This is a genomic window from Enterobacter asburiae (assembly GCF_007035645.1).
GTDB lineage: Bacteria > Pseudomonadota > Gammaproteobacteria > Enterobacterales > Enterobacteriaceae > Enterobacter > Enterobacter asburiae_B.
The window spans coordinates 2,126,313-2,144,373 of sequence record NZ_AP019632.1; the positions used below are offsets into that span (position 1 = coordinate 2,126,313).

Genomic DNA, 18,061 nt, shown 5'->3' on the forward strand with positions numbered 1-18,061 from the left:
CAAAAAGGAGTATTTAAAGGTTCCGGGGGTGACTATTAAGGGGGTGAAGGCAGATGACCTTGATTTGACGCAAAAAAAACAGGGGCTTTGCTGTTAGTTTGCGGCGCGAAGTCTTATATGAAAACGAGGACAACAATGGACGTCAGCCGCAGACAATTTTTTAAAATCTGCGCGGGCGGTATGGCCGGAACAACGGCAGCCATGCTGGGATTTGCTCCCAAAATGGCGCTGGCTCAGGCACGCAACTATAAGCTGCTGCGCGCGAAAGAGATCCGTAACACCTGCACATACTGCTCCGTAGGTTGTGGGCTTTTGATGTATAGCCTGGGCGATGGCGCGAAGAACGCCAGAGAAGCGATTTACCATATTGAAGGGGATCCGGATCATCCGGTGAGCCGCGGGGCGCTTTGCCCGAAAGGGGCGGGGCTGCTGGACTACGTTCACAGCGAAAACCGCCTGCGCTACCCGGAATACCGCGCGCCGGGTTCCGACAAGTGGCAGCGTATCTCCTGGGATGAGGCCTTCTCCCGTATTGCCAAATTAATGAAAGCCGACCGCGACGCCAACTTTATTGAAAAGAACGCCCAGGGCGTAACGGTTAACCGCTGGCTTTCCACCGGGATGCTGTGCGCGTCTGCGGCGAGTAATGAAACCGGCATGCTGACGCAAAAATTTGTGCGCTCTCTCGGCATGCTGGCGGTAGACAACCAGGCGCGCGTCTGACACGGACCAACGGTAGCAAGTCTTGCTCCAACATTTGGTCGCGGTGCGATGACCAACCACTGGGTTGATATCAAAAACGCTAACGTCGTGGTGGTGATGGGCGGTAACGCCGCTGAAGCTCATCCGGTGGGGTTCCGCTGGGCGATGGAAGCGAAAAATAACAACGATGCGACGCTTATCGTCGTCGATCCGCGCTTTACGCGTACGGCATCGGTGGCCGATATCTATGCGCCGATCCGCTCCGGTACGGACATTACGTTCCTGTCCGGCGTGCTGCTGTACCTGATCGAAAACAACAAAATTAACGCGGAATACGTTAAGCACTACACCAACGCGAACCTGCTGGTGCGGGATGATTTTGCCTTCGATGACGGGCTGTTTAGCGGCTATGACGCCGAAAAGCGCCAGTACGATAAAACGTCCTGGAACTATCAGTTCGATGAAAACGGCTACGCGCTGCGTGATGAAAGCCTGACGCACCCGCGCTGCGTGTGGAACCTGCTGAAACAGCACGTTTCCCGCTATACGCCGGAGGTGGTGGAAAACATCTGCGGCACGCCGAAAGCGGACTTCCTGAAGGTGTGTGAAGTGCTTGCCTCCACCAGCGCCGCCGACAGAACCACCACGTTCCTCTACGCGCTGGGCTGGACGCAGCACACCGTCGGCGCGCAGAACATCCGCACCATGGCGATGATCCAGCTGCTGCTCGGCAACATGGGCATGGCGGGGGGCGGCGTAAACGCGCTGCGCGGTCACTCCAACATTCAGGGGCTGACCGACCTCGGTCTGCTCTCCACCAGCTTGCCCGGCTACCTGACGCTGCCGTCGGAAAAGCAGGCGGATCTGCAAACGTATCTTGAGGCCAATACGCCGAAAGCAACGCTGCCGGATCAGGTGAACTACTGGAGCAACTATCCGAAGTTCTACGTCAGCCTGATGAAATCCTTCTACGGCGACGCGGCGCAGAAGGAGAACGACTGGGGCTTTGAGTGGCTGCCGAAGTGGGATCAGGCGTACGACGTCATCAAGTATTTCAACATGATGGATAAGGGCGACGTCACGGGGTATATCTGCCAGGGCTTTAACCCGGTGGCCTCCTTCCCGGACAAGAACAAAGTCGTTCGCAGCCTGAGCAAGCTGAAGTACATGGTGGTTATCGATCCGCTGGTGACCGAAACGTCAACCTTCTGGCAGAACCACGGGGAATCGAACGATGTCGATCCGGCGTCGATTCAGACCGAAGTGTTCCGCCTGCCGTCCACCTGCTTTGCGGAAGAGGACGGTTCAATCGCTAACTCTGGCCGCTGGCTGCAGTGGCACTGGAAAGGCCAGGATGCGCCGGGCGAAGCGCGTAACGACGGCGAAATCCTGGCCGGGATTTACCATCGCCTGCGCGAAATGTACCGCACCGAAGGCGGCAAGGGCGCTGAGCCGCTGCTGAAGATGGGCTGGAGCTACAGGCAGCCTGACCATCCTGAGTCAGAGGAAGTCGCCAAAGAGAACAACGGCGTGGCGCTGGCGGATCTCTATGACGCCAGCGGCAACCTGGTGGCTAAGAAAGGCCAGCTGCTGAACAGCTTCGCGCTGCTGCGCGATGACGGCACGACGGCGTCGTCCTGCTGGATCTACACCGGCAGCTGGACGGAGCAGGGCAACCAGATGGCCAACCGCGACAACGCCGACCCGTCCGGGCTGGGCAATACGCTGGGCTGGGCATGGGCGTGGCCGCTGAACCGTCGCGTGCTGTACAACCGCGCGTCTGCAGACGTAAACGGCAGGCCGTGGGATCCGAAACGCATGCTGATCCAGTGGAACGGGGCGAAGTGGGCGGGGAACGATATCCCGGACTACAACACCGCCGCGCCGGGCAGCAACACCGGGCCATTCATCATGCAGCCGGAAGGGCTGGGACGCCTGTTTGCCCTCAACAAGCTGGCGGAAGGGCCGTTCCCGGAACACTACGAGCCGATGGAAACGCCGCTCGGCACCAACCCGCTGCATCCGAACGTGGTCTCAAGCCCGGTGGTGCGTATCTACGAAGACGACGTCCTGCGCTTAGGCAAAAAGGACAAGTTCCCGTACGTAGGGACGACCTATCGCCTGACCGAGCATTTCCACACCTGGACCAAGCACGCGCGGCTTAACGCCATCGCGCAGCCGGAACAGTTTGTGGAGATCAGCGAGACGCTGGCGAAGGCGAAAGGCATCGCCAACGGCGACCGCGTGAAGGTAAGCAGCAAGCGCGGCTTTATTCGCGCGGTGGCGGTGGTGACGCGTCGTCTCCAAAGCCTGAACGTGCACGGCCAGCAGGTGGAAACCGTCGGGATCCCGCTGCACTGGGGCTTTGAGGGCGTGGCGCAGAAAGGCTACATCGCCAATACCCTGACGCCAAACGTCGGCGATTCCAACTCGCAAACGCCGGAGTACAAGGCGTTTCTGGTCAACATCGAGAAAGCGTAAGGAGCGATTCAATGGCGATGGAAACACAAGACGTTATCAAACGCTCCGCGACCAACCCGATTACCCCCGCGCCCCGCGCGCGGGACTATAAGGCAGAGGTTGCCAAGCTTATCGACGTCTCCTCCTGCGTGGGCTGTAAGGCCTGCCAGGTGGCCTGCTCGGAGTGGAACGATATCCGCGACGAGGTGGGGCACTGCGTGGGGGTCTACGACAATCCGGCGGATCTGAGCGCCAAATCCTGGACGGTGATGCGCTTTAGCGAAACCGACCAGAACGGCAGGCTGGAATGGCTCATCCGTAAAGACGGCTGTATGCACTGTGAAGATCCGGGCTGCCTGAAGGCGTGCCCGTCTGCCGGCGCGATTATTCAGTACGCCAACGGTATCGTCGACTTCCAGCAGGACAACTGCATCGGCTGCGGGTACTGCATCGCGGGCTGTCCGTTTAATATCCCGCGCCTCAATAAAGAGGATAACCGGGTATACAAATGCACCCTGTGCGTGGACCGCGTCAGCGTCGGGCAGGAGCCTGCGTGTGTGAAAACCTGCCCGACAGGGGCGATCCACTTCGGCACTAAAAAAGAGATGCTGGACGTGGCGCAGGCGCGAGTGGACAAGCTGAAAGCGCGCGGCTACGAGAATGCGGGCATTTATAACCCGCAGGGCGTGGGCGGTACGCACGTGATGTATGTGCTGCACCATAACGACCAGCCGGAGCTGTACCACAACCTGCCGAAGGATCCGGCGATCGATACCTCCATCAACCTCTGGAAAGGGGCGCTTAAGCCGCTTTCGGCGGCGGGCTTTATCGCCACCTTTGCCGGGCTGATTTATCACTACATCGGTATCGGGCCAAACAAAGAGGTGGATGAGGACGAGGAGGAGCATCATGAGTAAGTCGAAAACGATCGTGCGCACGAAGTTTGTTGACCGCGCCTGTCACTGGACGGTCGTGATTTGCTTCTTCCTGGTGGCGGTGTCGGGGATTTCGTTCTTCTTCCCGACGCTGCAGTGGCTGACCGAAACCTTCGGCACGCCGCAGATGGGGCGCATTCTGCACCCGTTCTTCGGCGTGCTGATTTTCGTGGTGCTGATGTTTATGTTCGTGCGCTTTGTCCACCACAACATCCCGGACAGGCAGGATATCCCGTGGGTGAAAGGGATCGTCGAAGTCCTGAAGGGCAACGAGCATAAGGTCGCGAAGGTGGGGAAATACAACGCCGGGCAGAAGATGATGTTCTGGACCATCATGATCATGATTTTTGTGCTTCTGGTGACCGGCGTGATTATCTGGCGTCCGTATTTTGCGCACTATTTTCCGATTCAGGTGATTCGCTACGCGCTGCTGATCCACGCCACCTCGGCCATCATTCTGATCCACGCCATCCTGATCCATATGTATATGGCGTTCTGGGTAAAGGGATCGATTAAAGGGATGATTGAAGGGAAGGTGAGCCGCCGCTGGGCGCAGAAACACCACCCGCGCTGGTATCGTGAAGTGGAACGACTGGAAGCGAAACAGGAAAGCACGGAAGGAATGAAGTAAGACCTGCGCCGTCGGCTTTGCCCGGCGGCGCTGAGTTTGCGCAGACAGGGCAAATGCCTGACCGGCTGGCGTCATGTATTAGTCAATAAACGATCAACTGCCGCTATAACGTCATGACGTGCGTGGCGTAAGTTACAAACAAAGTCTTTAGGATTTATTTTGTTATTGTTAAGGTTGGTTATCATTGGCGAATAAAACAGAAATGTTTCAAAATCGATATTTACGCCTGGAGCCAGATGGCTCTGCCATAACGGTAATTTATTATTTCTCGCGAGTGGCACAATGACGCGCGTGGCAAGATCATCATAACAATCATCCTGAATGAGCATATAATAGGGAAGCTTATCCCGGGTGGCCGCAGATGTATTTCGGAAAACATTAAATTGTCTCAGCATTAAAGCACCCTGAAAAACTCATCATCAGTAATGGTTCCATGTTTTTCGACAAACTCATTCATTGAGCGAATAAATGAACGATCCGCTTCTGATGGCTGACGCGGGTCAGCGGAGTCTGGTGCGGTGTTGCTCGACGGTTTTGCCGATTTTATGCGTTGGGAGGGTGTGTGCTCTGCTGGGTATGTCATAGTATCTCCTTTGTTGGTGCGGTCATTATCAACCGCAGCCAACAAAAAACAATACCGTATCCCCTAGTAATCTACATTCTGCGAGGCGTATTCCAGTAATTTCAGAACCGCTCCTCCACATACCGGAACGGATATTTTGTGGGTTTGACTTTACCAATTTTACGTTTCGGTAAATCCACTTTTTCGACGTGAATTTCTTTATAGGGAATTTGGGTGAGCAGGTGCGAAATAATATTCAGGCGCACGCGTTTTTTATCTTCCGAACGCGCTACAAACCACGGCGCCCAGGCGGTATCTGTCGCTTCAAACATGGCGTCGCGCGCGAGGGTATACTCGTCCCACTGGTTAAAGGATTTAATATCCATCGGCGATAGCTTCCAGATTTTACGACCATCGTTAATACGGTCGCGCAGGCGGCGCTCCTGCTCTTTAGGCGTAACCTCCAGCCAGTATTTCAGCAGGATAATCCCGGCATCCACCATCGCTTTTTCCATCACCGGCGCACCATCTAGAAACTTTTCAACCTGCTCGGGGGTGCAGAATCCCATTACCCGCTCGACGCCCGCGCGGTTGTACCAGCTGCGGTCGAAAATGACGATCTCCCCGGCGGCAGGTAGATGGGGAACATAACGCTGAAAATAGAGCTGGGTTTTCTCTTTCTCGGTGGGTGCAGGGAGGGCAACAACGCGAAACACGCGAGGGCTGACGCGCTCGGTGATCGCTTTAATGGTGCCGCCTTTACCCGCTCCGTCGCGTCCTTCAAAAACAATACACACCTTTAGCCCTTTGGCGACAACCCACTGCTGGAGCTTAACCAGTTCAACGTGGAGGCGACGTAGCTCTTGTTCGTACTCTTTGGTCTTTAACGGAGCATTCTTTACGACATCAACAGCGACACTGGTTTTCTTTTTGCTTCCCATGATGGTCATCCTCAGATTGTCCGGCGCGGAAAAAAGCGAGGCCGCACTATGAAGTGTAATCCACCTGAATTAATGGATTAACCTGCCAGCCAACGGATTTGAACTGGCTCACCATACAAGATTATTCAATAATGTCCGTCGCGTGTGATTAACCAGTGGTTGAAGTATGAAAAAGACAATTTTTTCGTTGGCGCTTGGCACATTTGGCCTGGGAATGGCCGAATTTGGCATTATGGGCGTGTTAACCGAGCTGGCACATGACACCGGTATTTCGATTCCCTCCGCCGGGAATATGATCTCGTTTTATGCGTTCGGCGTGGTGATTGGCGCCCCGATTGTGGCGCTGTTCTCAGGCAAGTTTTCGTTAAAAACCACGCTGCTGTTTCTGGTGGCGATGTCCGCGGTCGGCAATGCCCTGTTCACGTTTTCCACGTCCTATTTCTGGCTGGCGGTGGGGCGGCTGATTTCCGGCTTTCCGCACGGGGCTATTTTTGGCGTCGGGGCGATTATCCTGTCTAAAATTGCGCCTCCGGGTAAGGTGACGGTCGCGGTGGCTGGGATGATCGCCGGTATGACCGTGGCCAACCTGATGGGCGTTCCGCTGGGGACCTGGCTCGGGCACCAGTTCAGCTGGCGTTATACCTTTTTTCTGATTGCCGTGTTCGATGCGCTGGTGATCCTTTCGGTTCTGCTCTGGGTGCCGGACATCCGCGACACATCAGAAATCAAATTAACCGAGCAGTTCCACTTTCTGAAAAAACCAGAACCCTGGCTGATCTTTGCCGCCACCATGTTTGGCAACGCCGGGGTGTTCGCGTGGTTCAGCTTCGTTAAGCCTTTTATGGTCAACGTCTCCGGTTATTCAGAAGGGATGATGACGGCCATCATGATGCTGATGGGGCTTGGCATGGTGTTGGGCAATCTGTTGAGCGGTAAGCTCTCGGGGCGTTTTAGCCCGCTGCGCATTGCGGCCACCACCGACATGGTGATTGTCGCCTCGCTGCTGCTGCTTTTCGCCTTTGGTGAACTGAAAACGGCCTCGCTGATCATGGGCTTTATCTGCTGTGCCGGGCTGTTCGCGCTCTCTGCGCCGCTACAAATTCTGCTTCTGCAAAATGCGAAGGGCGGTGAGATGCTGGGGGCGGCAGGGGGACAGATGGCGTTTAATCTCGGCAGTGCGATTGGCGCGTACTTTGGCGGAATGATGATTGTCCTCGGCTTTAGCTGGCGTTACGTCACGCTGCCGGCGGCAATACTTTCTTTCTCGGCCATGAGTGCACTGCTGATCTACGGTCACCTGCGGGCCAGACGGGCTCAGGCTAACGCTCGCGCGCTAGCCTGACAGGCTTCAGGCAAGCCAGGGCTCACCCAGGGTCAGCATCAGGCGGTTGGCCCAGACGAAGAACGCGGCGGATTGCACCAGATCGAGTTGCGCTAAGGTATCCAGCCCCTCTTTTTCCAGCGCGGCAAGGTGCAGCGGCGTGGCGGCAGGCGGCGTGACCGACAGCGCCGCCGCAAAATCGATTTCCGCCTGCCAGCGTGCGGATTGCCCCTCGCTCAGGGACCGCCCCGGCCGCACGGCCAGCAGGGCCTCTACCGCCGCGTCATCCTTTGACAGCTGGCTGGCTTTACGCGCATGGACAGATGCGCAGTAAATGCAGCCGTTGATTTTACTGGCGACCGTTGCGGCCAGCTCGCGCTCGGCGCGCGGCAATCCCCCCGATGTATAAAAAATGCCTTTATCCGTTAACGTGCGCTGTTCAAGCACCGGCAGGTTGCGCGCCAGCAGGCGGAAGTACTCGGAATCGGTATGGCCAAATTTCGCCAGGATGGCAACCTCATCGTCACGGAAATCCGCCAGCGGTTTGGCCGCTATCCACGGTTCCCATCCCAGCTCCTGCTGGGTGAACGCGACGGGGGCCGCCTTTCCGGTGACCGTTGTTGCGGTCGTGTGCCAGATGCCTGCCGCCACCGGCGCATCGCTTTTGGCGACGGGCCTGTCATTCAGCAGCCGCAGCCCGGTGATGAGTCGGCTCTGGAAGCTCACAAACGCAATAAGCTGCGCCAGGGTAACAATGCCTTCCTTGCTCCATCCCGCCTGGGTCAGCGCCTTTAACGCTGCGGGCGTCGCTTCGACGGGGGAGAACGTCAGCAGGCGCGCGAAGTTCAGCGCCGGGGTCAGGCGTTCTGAGGTGGGATCGGCCAGGCCAAACCCCGCATAGTGCGCGGCCAGCGCCTCCGCGCTGTGCCACCTGGCGACTTTTGCCGCCACGGCGAAGCGCTCGTCGAGTGCAAAATCAGCATCCTGCTGGCTAAACAGGATTTCGTAGCTGCCCTGCGCGTGGCGCGTGGCGGCATCACGCGTGGCGCGCGCCTCTGCCAGAGGGGAACCGGGTTTAATTTCCGCCAGCTCGGCGAGAATGTCCTGACTTAACGACATAGGTGTCTCCTCAAAGGATGTGGGGGGCAATACGTTCGGCGATCAGTTCGATGGACCGCAGCGTGTCGCGATGCGAGGGTTCGACCGAATGGACCTGGAATGAGATATCCGTGGCGCGCCTGAGAATGGAATCAGCATTCAGCGAATGCAGCACCGTGTCGGGCGAACCAATATGCGCGTCAAACTGGCGGCGATAATCAGTGACGTTGTCACCTTTAACCACGTGCCCGGCAGCGCGATGCTGCTGGGCCTGTTTCGTGAGGCCCGGCGTTGCGACCCTGAGCGCATAGTCGTCGCTGTCGGCGACGAACGCCGTACGGGAGGCCAGAATGCGCGGTGCGATGCCCGCAGGCAGCGCCTCAAGGTAGGCATCCACAATCGGGTTCTGGATCTCGTCGAGCGTTAAATCCAGCCGGTCTGCCGGGCGCGGCTGCGTGCGGGAGAGCATTAAACCGTGTCCGGCCCGGGCGGCGCGAACGGCTCCGTCAACAGAGAAGGTGGCAATCCAGATACGGTCGGCCAGCTGTGGCGCAGGCGGGTAAAGGTGGTTATCCGGATGGGTAAGCGAATCCCCGCGCCAGGCGCTTTGGATCACATGCAAATGGTCAGCAAAGGCCGCGCCGCGCTCCTCAAACGTCAGGCCGAACGGCAGAAATGAGGTCGGTGTGCCGCCCGAACCAAAACCGACCTCAAGACGACCATCGGCGAGTAAATCGAGCACGGCGGCATCTTCCGCGACGCGCAGCGGGTTTTCCATCGGCAGGGTGATGATGGCCGTGCCCAGCCGGATGGTTTCGGTATGCGCGGCTACGTGCGCCAGAAACAGCAGCGGCGACGGCAGGCCGCCTTCACTTTCATGAAAGTGGTGCTGGGCAATCCAGGCGCTGTCAAAACCGTGGCGTTCGGCGTGGCGGATCTGTTCAGTTGCCAGACGATAGCGCTCCTTCGGCGCAGCGTCGTCGAGCAGGCGGGTGAAAAATCCCAGGCGTTTTCGCGTCATGCGAACTCCTCCGTAGCGGGTGAAAAATGGGGAATGGCGTCAATCAGCTCGCGGGTATAGTCGTTCTGCGGCGACGCGAATAAGGTTCCGACGTCGCCCTGTTCGACCACCTGACCGCCGCGAAGCACCGTGACGCTGTGAGCGATCCGGCGGACGGTTGACAGATCGTGCGTGATAAAGAGGTAGGTCAGTCCCAGCTGCTGCTGCAGCTGCTGAAGCAGAGCCAGGATCTGCGCCTGCACGGTGACGTCCAGCGCGGAGGTGGCTTCGTCCAGCACCAGAATGGTCGGCTCCAGGATCAGCGCCCGGGCAATGGCAACGCGCTGCCGCTGTCCGCCTGAAAGCTCCCGGGCGGTGCGGGTCAGGAATTCGACGGGCAGGGCAACCCGCTGCGCCACCGTCTCCACCCGGAGCTTTCGCTCCGCCTTACTGAGGTGAGAAAAGTTCTTCAGGGGCTCCTCGATGATCTCGAACAGCGTCTGTCGCGGGTTGAGAGAGGCAAACGGGTTCTGGTAGACGAACTGGATCTTCTGGCGCAGTTGACGGCGGGCCTCGCGGCTGAGCGCGGTGGCATCAATATCATCAATAATGACCTGTCCGCTGTCGGCCTGTTCAAAACCGAGCAAAATACGGGCGAGGGTGGTTTTCCCGGAGCCGGATTCACCGACCAGCGCGTGCGTGCTGCCGCGCCTGACGTCAAACGTCACCCGATCCAGCGCCTGAAGCTGATGACCTTTGCCCAGGGAGAATTGCTTGCTGATGGCGCGGGCGCGAATGGCCGGCGACGCGAGCGGGAGACCGGCTACCGGGGCGATGGTCAGGCGCTGGCCCTGGAGATCGCTCAACAGCTGGCGGGTGTAGGCGTGCTGCGGCGTGCGGACGATATCGGCGGTGTTGCCCTGTTCCTGAACCTCGCCATCGCGAAACACCAGCAGCCTGTCCGCGCGCTGTGCGGCCAGCGCCAGATCGTGGGTGACAAACAGAACGGCGGTACCCGACTCCCGGCGCAGGATATCCAGCAGATCGAGAATACGTTTTTGCACCGTCACATCCAGCGCGCTGGTGGGCTCATCGGCAACGATCACGTCCGGGCGCAGCGCTATCGCGATGGCAATTAGCACGCGTTGTTTCATCCCGCCGGAGAGCTGATGGGGATACTGCGTCATGCGCTGTTCGGGATGGCTCAGGCCGACCTTTGTCAGCAGGGCGAGCACCTGCTCGTCGCGCTCGGCGCGGGTCACCTTCTGGTGGAGCTGAACGATCTCTCCGACCTGCGCCCCGATGGTCTTCACCGGGTTGAGCGAATTACCCGGATCCTGCGGTACCAGGCTAATTCTCGCGCCGCGAAGGGTATCGAGACGCTTCGCGGACCATCGGCTAATCTCCTCGCCGTTGAGCGATATTTTTCCCGCATCGCGCCGGGCGTTATCGGCCAGCAGGCCAATGATCGCCTGCGCCGTGGTCGTCTTGCCGGATCCGGATTCGCCGACGAACGCCAGCATTTCCCCTCGTCCGAGCGTGAAGCTGACGTTATGCACCACCTCTCGCCACTGGCGCGCGGTACGGTAGCTAATCGTCAAATTTTCCACTGAGAGAACGGTCATTAGCGACCTCCGCTGAACTGTTGGCTGATACGGTTGGTGGCCAGCACCACGGCGATGACGACGACGCCGGGGAAGGTGGTGAGCCACCAGGCGGTAGAGAGATAGTTACGGCCTTCGGCAATCAACAAGCCCCATTCCGGCACCGGCGGCGGGGTGCCGTAGCCGAGAAAGCTCAGCGTGGAGAGCGCCAGGATGGCCTGACCAAACTGCAGCGTGGCAAAGGCGAGGACGGCGGTTAACGCGTTGGGCAGGATGTGTCGCCACAGCACGGCGAAAAACGTCCCGCCGCTGCCGAACGCCGCTTCGACATAATCCGTATGGCGGATACGCACGACTTCACCGCGCGCGAGGCGGGCGAAGCTGGCAATGGAGGCAACGCCGACGGCAATCGCGGCGTTAACGGTGCCAAACCCGAGCAGAATAATCACCGTCAGCGAGAGCAGCAGAGACGGGATGGAGAGCAACACGTCGACGAAGCGCATCAGCAGAGACTCGACGCGTCCGGCGAACGCCCCGGCGATCACCCCTAAACCGGTACCGACCACCAGCCCCATCGTCACGGCGGCCAGCGCCGCGCTCAGGGAGTGTGATGCACCGTAGACAATACGCGTGTAAACATCGCGGCCAAGCTGATCGGTCCCGAGCCAGTGTCCCGCCTGCGGTGCCAGGCGCTGTGCCCCGGCGATGCCCTCAATCGGGCTGTAGTGGGTTAACAGGCCGGGCGCTACGGCGGCAAAAGCGGCGAGAATAATCACCCCCCATGCCAGCCACAGTCCCGGCTGCCATTCCACGCCCTGCCAGGCAGGAACGCGTTTTCGCGCGGCGGCCGCGTAATCGACCAGACTCATGATGCACCTCCGGTAACGGTTTGCAGACGGGGATCCAGCAGCGGCATCAGCAGATCCACCAGCAGATTGATCAGGACAAAACCGAGGGCGGAAATCATCACTACCGCCTGAAGTACGGCGATATCCTGGTTATTCACCGCCTGCTGGGTCAGCTGCCCGAGCCCGCTGCGGCCAAAAACGGTTTCGGTGATCAGCGCCCCGGCAATCAGCTCGCCCAGCAGCAGCCCGGCAATGTTCAGGACCGGCAGCAGGGCGTTGCCGGTGACGTGACGCCACAGGACGGCGGTTTCACTCAGCCCTTTGGCACGGGCGACGGCGACAAACGGCTGCGTCGCCACCTGGTCCAGACTGCGCATCAGAATTTGCGCCAGCGGGGCGGAGATCGGGATCGCGACGGTCACGATCGGCAGGATCAGCCCCTGCAGCGGCGTCGGGTTAATCACCGGGATCAGCCGCAGCTGAAAAGAAAAAAGCTGGATGAGGGCAATCCCCAGCCAGAACGTCGGTAAGGAGATAAACAGGACCGGCAGAGACTGAAGGGTATTGCTCAGCCAGCGCAGACCCGGCAGACGTGATGCAAAGGCCAGCGCAAAGGCCAGCAGGACCGCGAGTACAAACGCGGGCAGGGCGAGGCTCAGGGTATCCGGCAGATTGCTGGCAATCAGCTCGCTGACCGGCACGCCGGCCTGTAGCGAATAGCCGAAATCCCCGCGCAGCATCGCCAGCAGCGTGTGGCCGTATTGTTGCCACAGCGGGCTGTCCGCGCCGTAGGCCACGCGCATCTCCTCGATTTGCGCCGGGCTTAAGCCCAGGTCCGGGTTCTGAAATTTAATCAGCACCGCGTCGCCCGGCAGCACCTGGAGCAACACGAACGAGAGGGTAAAGGCGGCCCACAGCACCAGCAGCCCGTGCCCAAAGCGTTGAAGAAGTGCGTGGCGCATCGTCAGCTCCTCAGTGTTTCTCAATCCACGCGCCGTAGAACGACGGGCGGCCTACCGCTTCAAAATTGACGCCTTTCAGCCACGGCGCACCGGCGAAGACCTGCGGCTCCTCGAAAATCGGAATGACGTAGGCGTTATCCAGCAGGTAGCGCTGGGCGTCTCCCGTCAGCTGCAGGCGTTTTTGCGGGTCGACCTCAGCCGAAATGTTCACCAGCAGCGCATTCAGCCTGTCGTCACGGAAGTTTTTGACCTTGTCGCTGGATCCGCCTTTTTGCAGCAGCGCGTCGCGGTTAGCCGGGTAGAACATGCTTTTCACCACGTCCGGATCGGCGCGGCCCACTTCGGAGACGGTTAACGGGGTTTTCAGCGGGTCAAGGTTATCCAGCGTGCGGCTGCCTGCGTCTCCGGCTTTGACGCTCAGCGCCACGCCCACCTGGCGCCACTGCTGGGCAACCAGCTGCAGCACCTCTTTGTTTTGCGGCTGCGGCAGGGATTCATACACCGTCAGCGCCAGACGTTGGCCGTCTTTGGCGCGGATCCCGTCGCCGCCTGCTTTCCAGCCCGCCTCGTCCAGCAGCTGGTTGGCTTTTGCCGGGTCAAAGGTCAATTTGTCGCTGAGATCGACAAAGCCTGCGGCGGAACCCGCAATCACGGACTTCGCCTGCGGATAGTTGGCCGAGAAGAGGGTCTCGACCACCTGTTTTGCATTGGTGGCATGCAGCAGCGCCTGGCGAACGCGAATATCGGAGACCAGCGGGTTATCCGGGCGGAAGCTGATGCTGTCGTTCACCCCGCGCGTCGGGGCGGCGTAGATCTTATAGCCCTGATCGGTCGCCTGCTTTTCGTCATACGCCTGTACCTGGCGAATAAAGTCGGCCTGACCCGCCAGCAGGGCGCCGACGCGCACGCTGTCTTCCTGGGTCACGATAAACTTGATGCCATCGAGATTGGCTGGCCCCTGTTGCGTCAGGTTTTTCGGCCCCCACTGGTAGTCTTTGCGGGCTTCGAGCGTCACTTCACGACCCAGCTTCTCGTCCTTCACCACAAACGGGCCGGAACCAATGATGTGGCGGGCATCTCCCAGCTCTTCGAAGTTGCGCTTCAGCGTGCTGAGCGAGACCAGCCCCGAGCCAATGGTGGCGGTGCCCTGCAGGAACCCCGGCGACGGTTTTTTGAAGTAGAACTTCACGGTCAGCGGGTCGATGACTTCGCTGCGATCGTAGTTATTGATCACTTCTGACACCGGCAGGCGCTGCGCCTTATTGCCTAAACCGTAGGTATCAAAGTTTTTCGCCACGGCGTTGGCGTCCAGCGGCGTGCCGTCGGAGAAGGTGATGCCGGGACGAAGCTTAAAGGTGTATTCGGTTTTATCGGCGTTGGTGGTCCAGCTTTCGGCCACCCAGGGTTCCACCTGCAGCGTCTTTGGGTTCTGCCACGTCAGCTTGTCGGTGATTTGATTCAAAATGCCGCCGTTCGGGTAAAAGCCACCGGCAGGCGGATAGAGATTGGTGTGCGCCTGTTGCTCCAGATAAATCAGCGTGCCGCCTTTGACGGGCGCATCTGCGGCCCAGGCTGCGGTTGTCGCCAGAATCAGCGCCGTCAGCAGCGGCAGACGAAATGGGATTTGCATGGTGAATTCCTTTGTTATCTTCTTGTTAGCGTCGGATTCATCATCGGGCGCGGGGGAAAACAAGGGAACCAAGGAATTAAGATAAGGATTGCCGGAAAATGGCTATAAAAAAACCGCCCCAGCGAGGAGCGGTAATGAAAGATGAACGATTATGAACGTAGGTCGATCACCATACGGCCGCGGATCTGGCCCTGTTCCATCTCTTTAAAGATGGCGTTGATGTCCTCGATTGGACGCATCGTGACTTTCGGCACCACCTTACCTTCAGCGGCGAACTGGAAGGCTTCCTGCAGATCCTGACGGGTGCCGACCAGGGAACCCACCACCTGGATGCCGTCCAGCACCAGACGCGGAATGTCGAGGCTCATCGCTTCCGGCGGCAGGCCAACGGCGACCACGCGGCCACCGGCACGCACGGCGTCAACGGCGGAGTTAAAGGCCGCTTTTGCGACGGCAGTGACGACTGCGGCATGCGCGCCGCCGGTTTTCTCCTGCACAATTTTCGCGGCGTCTTCGCTGCGGGAGTTGATGGTTAAATCCGCACCCATGCTGGCCGCCAGCTTCAGCTGTTCGTCGTTAACGTCGAGAGCGATGACTTTGGCGTTAAAGACGTTTTTGGCATATTGCAGCGCGAGGTTGCCCAGCCCGCCCAGACCGTAAATCGCAATCCACTGGCCTGGTTTGATTCCGGACACCTTAACCGCTTTGTAGGTGGTAACGCCGGCACAGGTGATGCTGCTGGCCGCAGCGGATTCCAGACCGTCCGGCACTTTTACCGCGTAATCCGCGGTGACGATGCACTCTTCCGCCATGCCGCCATCAACGGAGTAACCGGCATTTTTCACGTCGCGGCACAGGGTTTCGTTGCCGGTATTACAGTATTCGCAGTGGCCACAGCCTTCAAAAAACCAGGCCACGCTTGCGCGGTCGCCGACTTTCAGCGACTTCACGCCGGGGCCGACTTCTTTTACGATACCAATCCCTTCGTGGCCCAGGATAACCCCGGTTTTATCGCCAAAATCACCGTTCTTCACGTGGAGATCGGTATGGCATACGCCACAGCATTCCATCTTCAGCAGGGCCTCCCCGTGCTTTAGCGGGCGTAAGGTTTTTTCGGTGATATTGACCTGATGATCCTGAGTGACAACAGCAGCCTTCATGTGTATCTCCTTGTTCATGATGAGTATCTGCATAGCAGGTGTAATACCCCTCAAGGATTAGTGGTTTGGCGCTGTAATGCAAGGCAACGGCAACATAATGTCATTATTTAATCCATTTTCAGAATAAGAATACGGCGTTCCTCTAATAATTTAGGGGGAAAATACTGGCCCGACGAGAGACTCGCCGGGCGCAGACTTACAGCTGTGCCTCTATCTCCTCAATCTCTTTACGCCATTGCGCCTGCAGCTGCGGCTTTTGATGCTTCGGCTTACGCGCCAGATCGTCTTCCAGCAGCGTTTCCAGCGCGACCAGCCGTTCGAGCAGATCGTCATACGGCGAGGGTTGAACCGTCGCCGCGTCGATGGTGGGCGCGGTGGATGTCGCCAGCCCCGCGCTTTCACGCAGGCGCTCAAACACCGCTTCTGCATCGTGCCACTCGCTCAGCTTTCCCTCTTCAATCAGCCAGAAACGGTTGCAGCTTTGGCTAATTAGCTGACGATCATGGCTGACCAGCAGGACGCCGCCTTCAAACTGCTGAAGGGTTTGCGCCAGCGCCTCTTTGCCTTCCATGTCGAGGTGGTTGGTCGGCTCATCCAGCATCAGCAGGCTGTAGCGGGCAAGCGTCAGGCCAACGAACAGCAGGCGCGAGCGCTCGCCGCCGCTGAGCGTGCTGACCGTTTGCCCGTGACGCGCCCACGGGAAACCCGCGCTTATCAGCGCCATTTTGCGGTTCTGCGGATCCGGCGCGAAAGGCTCCAGCGCGTCGAGCAGCGTGGCGTTGTCCGCAAGCTGGTGAAGCGTCTGGTCGTAATAGCCTGGCGACACGCGCGGATGGATTTTCAACCCGCTGTTTGCGGACTCATCGGCAAACTGTTGCCAGATAAGCCTCATCAGCGACGATTTGCCGCAGCCGTTACGACCGACAATCGCCACGCGATCGCCGCTTTTTAGCCGCGCCATTTCGATGCTGAATAACGCCGGCAGGCCAGGTGCAGGAGGAACGTCGAGATTCTCCATTTCCAGCAAACGGTCGGCCCGCAGCGCGTCGCCGCGCAGGGTTAACGTCCACGGGCTGCCTGCCGTGAGCGCCGTCTGGCTCTCCTTCAGCCGTTCGACCTGTTTTTCCATCTGTTTGGCTTTGCGGGCCAGGTCTTCGTTGTCGTAAACCTTGCCCCAGGTCGCCAGCCGCTTCGCGCTGGCGGTCACGCGGTCGATCTCCTTTTGCTCCGCCTTGTGGCGCTGCGCGTCGCTTTCATCCTTTGCTTCAAGCGCCTTGCGGGCGGCCGTGCAGGGAAGGGCGAAGTAGTGCAGCGTTTTATCGCGCAGGATCCAGCTGCCGTTAGTGACGGCGTCCAGCAGCTGTCGGTCGTGCGAAACCAGCACGAAGCTGCCTGACCAGTTCTGCAGAAAGTGTTCCAGCCAGAGCATGGTCGGCAAATCAAGGTGGTTGCTGGGTTCATCGAGCAGGAGCAGATCCGGCTCGTGAATCAGGGCCCGCGCCAGCAGCAGGCGCGTGTGCTGTCCGCCGCTCAGCGTGGCGGATTGCAGCGCCATATCCTGCGGCGTGAAGCCCATGCCTGCCAGCAGCGTTTCGGCTTTCCAGCGCAGGCTATCGCGCTCGGCTAAAGGCAGCTGTGCGAGTACGGCATCCAGCATGGTCAACGGGAAAATGGCGTCCGGGAGATGTTGCTCCACGCGCGCCATCAGGCAGTGCCCGGCCAGCGCGACCGTTCCGGCGGCGGGGGAGTCAGTGCCGTCCAGCACCTTCAGCAGCGTGCTTTTGCCGCAACCGTTGTCGCCCAGCAGGCCAATGCGGTCGCCTTTTTTCAGCGTAAAGGAGAGTGAGTCGAAGAGCGTGCCAAACGCCGTATCAACGCGTAAAGATTGTGCAGTGAGTAAAGTGCTCATTGTTGCTTACCCAAGAGTTACAGGCATGTTTATGCCTCGTCAAACATCGCTGACGATAACTCAGTAAGCCCGAGAGAAGGGATTTCAGGGGTTGGTGTCTTCGCTCAAGCAGAAGTTATCGCAGCACGATACCGATAACGCTTGAGCTGGTGCGATCACCAAATGTATGTGAAACATTGAAAATTTCACAGTACAGCATAATTGGCCTCCTTATATATTCAGTGGGTTAATGGATGGAAGGAGTGTAGCGGGGGAAAAGGAGTTTGGCTAGTGGGGGGCGAATCTAATTCCCTCTCCC

General features: G+C 58.9%; 15 protein-coding genes. 4 read left to right on the top strand and 11 right to left on the bottom strand.

Going from position 1 to position 18,061, the window contains the following annotated elements:
* Positions 1–135: 135 nt before the first annotated feature.
* Genes fdnG through fdnI form a run of 3 tightly spaced genes read left to right on the top strand, consistent with a single transcriptional unit; the run spans position 136 to position 4,728 of the window.
* Positions 136–3,183 carry a formate dehydrogenase-N subunit alpha gene (gene fdnG / locus FOY96_RS10065; RefSeq protein ID WP_143347767.1) on the top strand — a complete coding sequence of 1,016 codons (3,048 nt, stop codon included), beginning with the start codon at positions 136–138 and terminating at the stop codon, positions 3,181–3,183.
* 11 nt (positions 3,184–3,194) lie between these two features.
* A complete protein-coding gene (gene fdxH, locus FOY96_RS10070; RefSeq protein WP_047060942.1) occupies positions 3,195–4,079 on the top strand; it encodes a formate dehydrogenase subunit beta in 885 nt (294 codons plus the stop codon).
* Positions 4,072–4,728, top strand: a complete 657-nt coding sequence (gene fdnI / locus FOY96_RS10075) for a formate dehydrogenase-N subunit gamma (RefSeq protein ID WP_143346956.1) — start codon at positions 4,072–4,074, stop codon at positions 4,726–4,728. The genes fdxH and fdnI overlap by 8 nt, the downstream gene beginning before the upstream one ends.
* Before the next feature lie 71 nt (positions 4,729–4,799).
* On the opposite strand, the gene FOY96_RS10080 is transcribed toward fdnI, so the two are convergent.
* The 3 genes from FOY96_RS10080 to ppk2 all read right to left on the bottom strand — a co-directional run bounded on the left by FOY96_RS10080 (position 4,800) and on the right by ppk2 (position 6,231).
* Positions 4,800–5,123, bottom strand: coding sequence for a CcdB family protein (locus FOY96_RS10080; protein WP_143346957.1), 324 nt, complete (start codon positions 5,121–5,123; stop codon positions 4,800–4,802).
* Positions 5,123–5,311 (bottom strand): hypothetical protein, encoded by a 189-nt coding sequence (locus FOY96_RS10085; RefSeq protein ID WP_048976763.1) that lies wholly within the window; start codon positions 5,309–5,311, stop codon positions 5,123–5,125. The genes FOY96_RS10080 and FOY96_RS10085 overlap by 1 nt, the downstream gene beginning before the upstream one ends.
* Before the next feature lie 101 nt (positions 5,312–5,412).
* Positions 5,413–6,231 (bottom strand): polyphosphate kinase 2, encoded by an 819-nt coding sequence (ppk2, locus tag FOY96_RS10090; RefSeq protein ID WP_143346958.1) that lies wholly within the window; start codon positions 6,229–6,231, stop codon positions 5,413–5,415.
* Between the two features lie 166 nt (positions 6,232–6,397).
* Between ppk2 and araJ the strand changes: the two genes are divergently transcribed.
* Positions 6,398–7,573 carry an MFS transporter AraJ gene (gene araJ / locus FOY96_RS10095; protein ID WP_033145636.1) on the top strand — a complete coding sequence of 392 codons (1,176 nt, stop codon included), beginning with the start codon at positions 6,398–6,400 and terminating at the stop codon, positions 7,571–7,573.
* A 6-nt stretch (positions 7,574–7,579) separates the two neighbouring features.
* On the opposite strand, the gene FOY96_RS10100 is transcribed toward araJ, so the two are convergent.
* The 8 genes from FOY96_RS10100 to FOY96_RS10135 all read right to left on the bottom strand — a co-directional run bounded on the left by FOY96_RS10100 (position 7,580) and on the right by FOY96_RS10135 (position 17,763).
* Positions 7,580–8,671, bottom strand: a complete 1,092-nt coding sequence (locus tag FOY96_RS10100) for an alkylhydroperoxidase domain protein (protein WP_143346959.1) — start codon at positions 8,669–8,671, stop codon at positions 7,580–7,582.
* Between the two features lie 10 nt (positions 8,672–8,681).
* Positions 8,682–9,671: a putative FMN-dependent luciferase-like monooxygenase gene (locus FOY96_RS10105; RefSeq protein ID WP_126327653.1), complete on the bottom strand. Its 990-nt coding sequence runs from the start codon at positions 9,669–9,671 to the stop codon at positions 8,682–8,684.
* Complete coding sequence (locus tag FOY96_RS10110) at positions 9,668–11,275, bottom strand: dipeptide ABC transporter ATP-binding protein (RefSeq protein ID WP_143346960.1); 1,608 nt, start codon at positions 11,273–11,275, stop codon at positions 9,668–9,670. Before FOY96_RS10110 ends, FOY96_RS10105 begins: the two co-directional genes overlap by 4 nt.
* A complete protein-coding gene (locus FOY96_RS10115) occupies positions 11,275–12,123 on the bottom strand; it encodes an ABC transporter permease (RefSeq protein ID WP_047060936.1) in 849 nt (282 codons plus the stop codon). The genes FOY96_RS10110 and FOY96_RS10115 overlap by 1 nt, the downstream gene beginning before the upstream one ends.
* Positions 12,120–13,064, bottom strand: a complete 945-nt coding sequence (locus FOY96_RS10120; RefSeq protein ID WP_024909556.1) for an ABC transporter permease — start codon at positions 13,062–13,064, stop codon at positions 12,120–12,122. The genes FOY96_RS10115 and FOY96_RS10120 overlap by 4 nt, the downstream gene beginning before the upstream one ends.
* A 10-nt stretch (positions 13,065–13,074) precedes the next feature.
* Complete coding sequence (locus tag FOY96_RS10125; RefSeq protein ID WP_143346961.1) at positions 13,075–14,694, bottom strand: TIGR04028 family ABC transporter substrate-binding protein; 1,620 nt, start codon at positions 14,692–14,694, stop codon at positions 13,075–13,077.
* Positions 14,695–14,843: 149 nt separating this feature from the next.
* Entirely contained in the window at positions 14,844–15,854 is a 1,011-nt protein-coding gene (gene adhP / locus FOY96_RS10130; protein ID WP_033145630.1) for an alcohol dehydrogenase AdhP, read from the bottom strand.
* A gap of 196 nt (positions 15,855–16,050) precedes the next feature.
* Positions 16,051–17,763 (bottom strand): ABC-F family ATP-binding cassette domain-containing protein, encoded by a 1,713-nt coding sequence (locus FOY96_RS10135; RefSeq protein WP_143346962.1) that lies wholly within the window; start codon positions 17,761–17,763, stop codon positions 16,051–16,053.
* Positions 17,764–18,061: the final 298 nt, after the last annotated feature.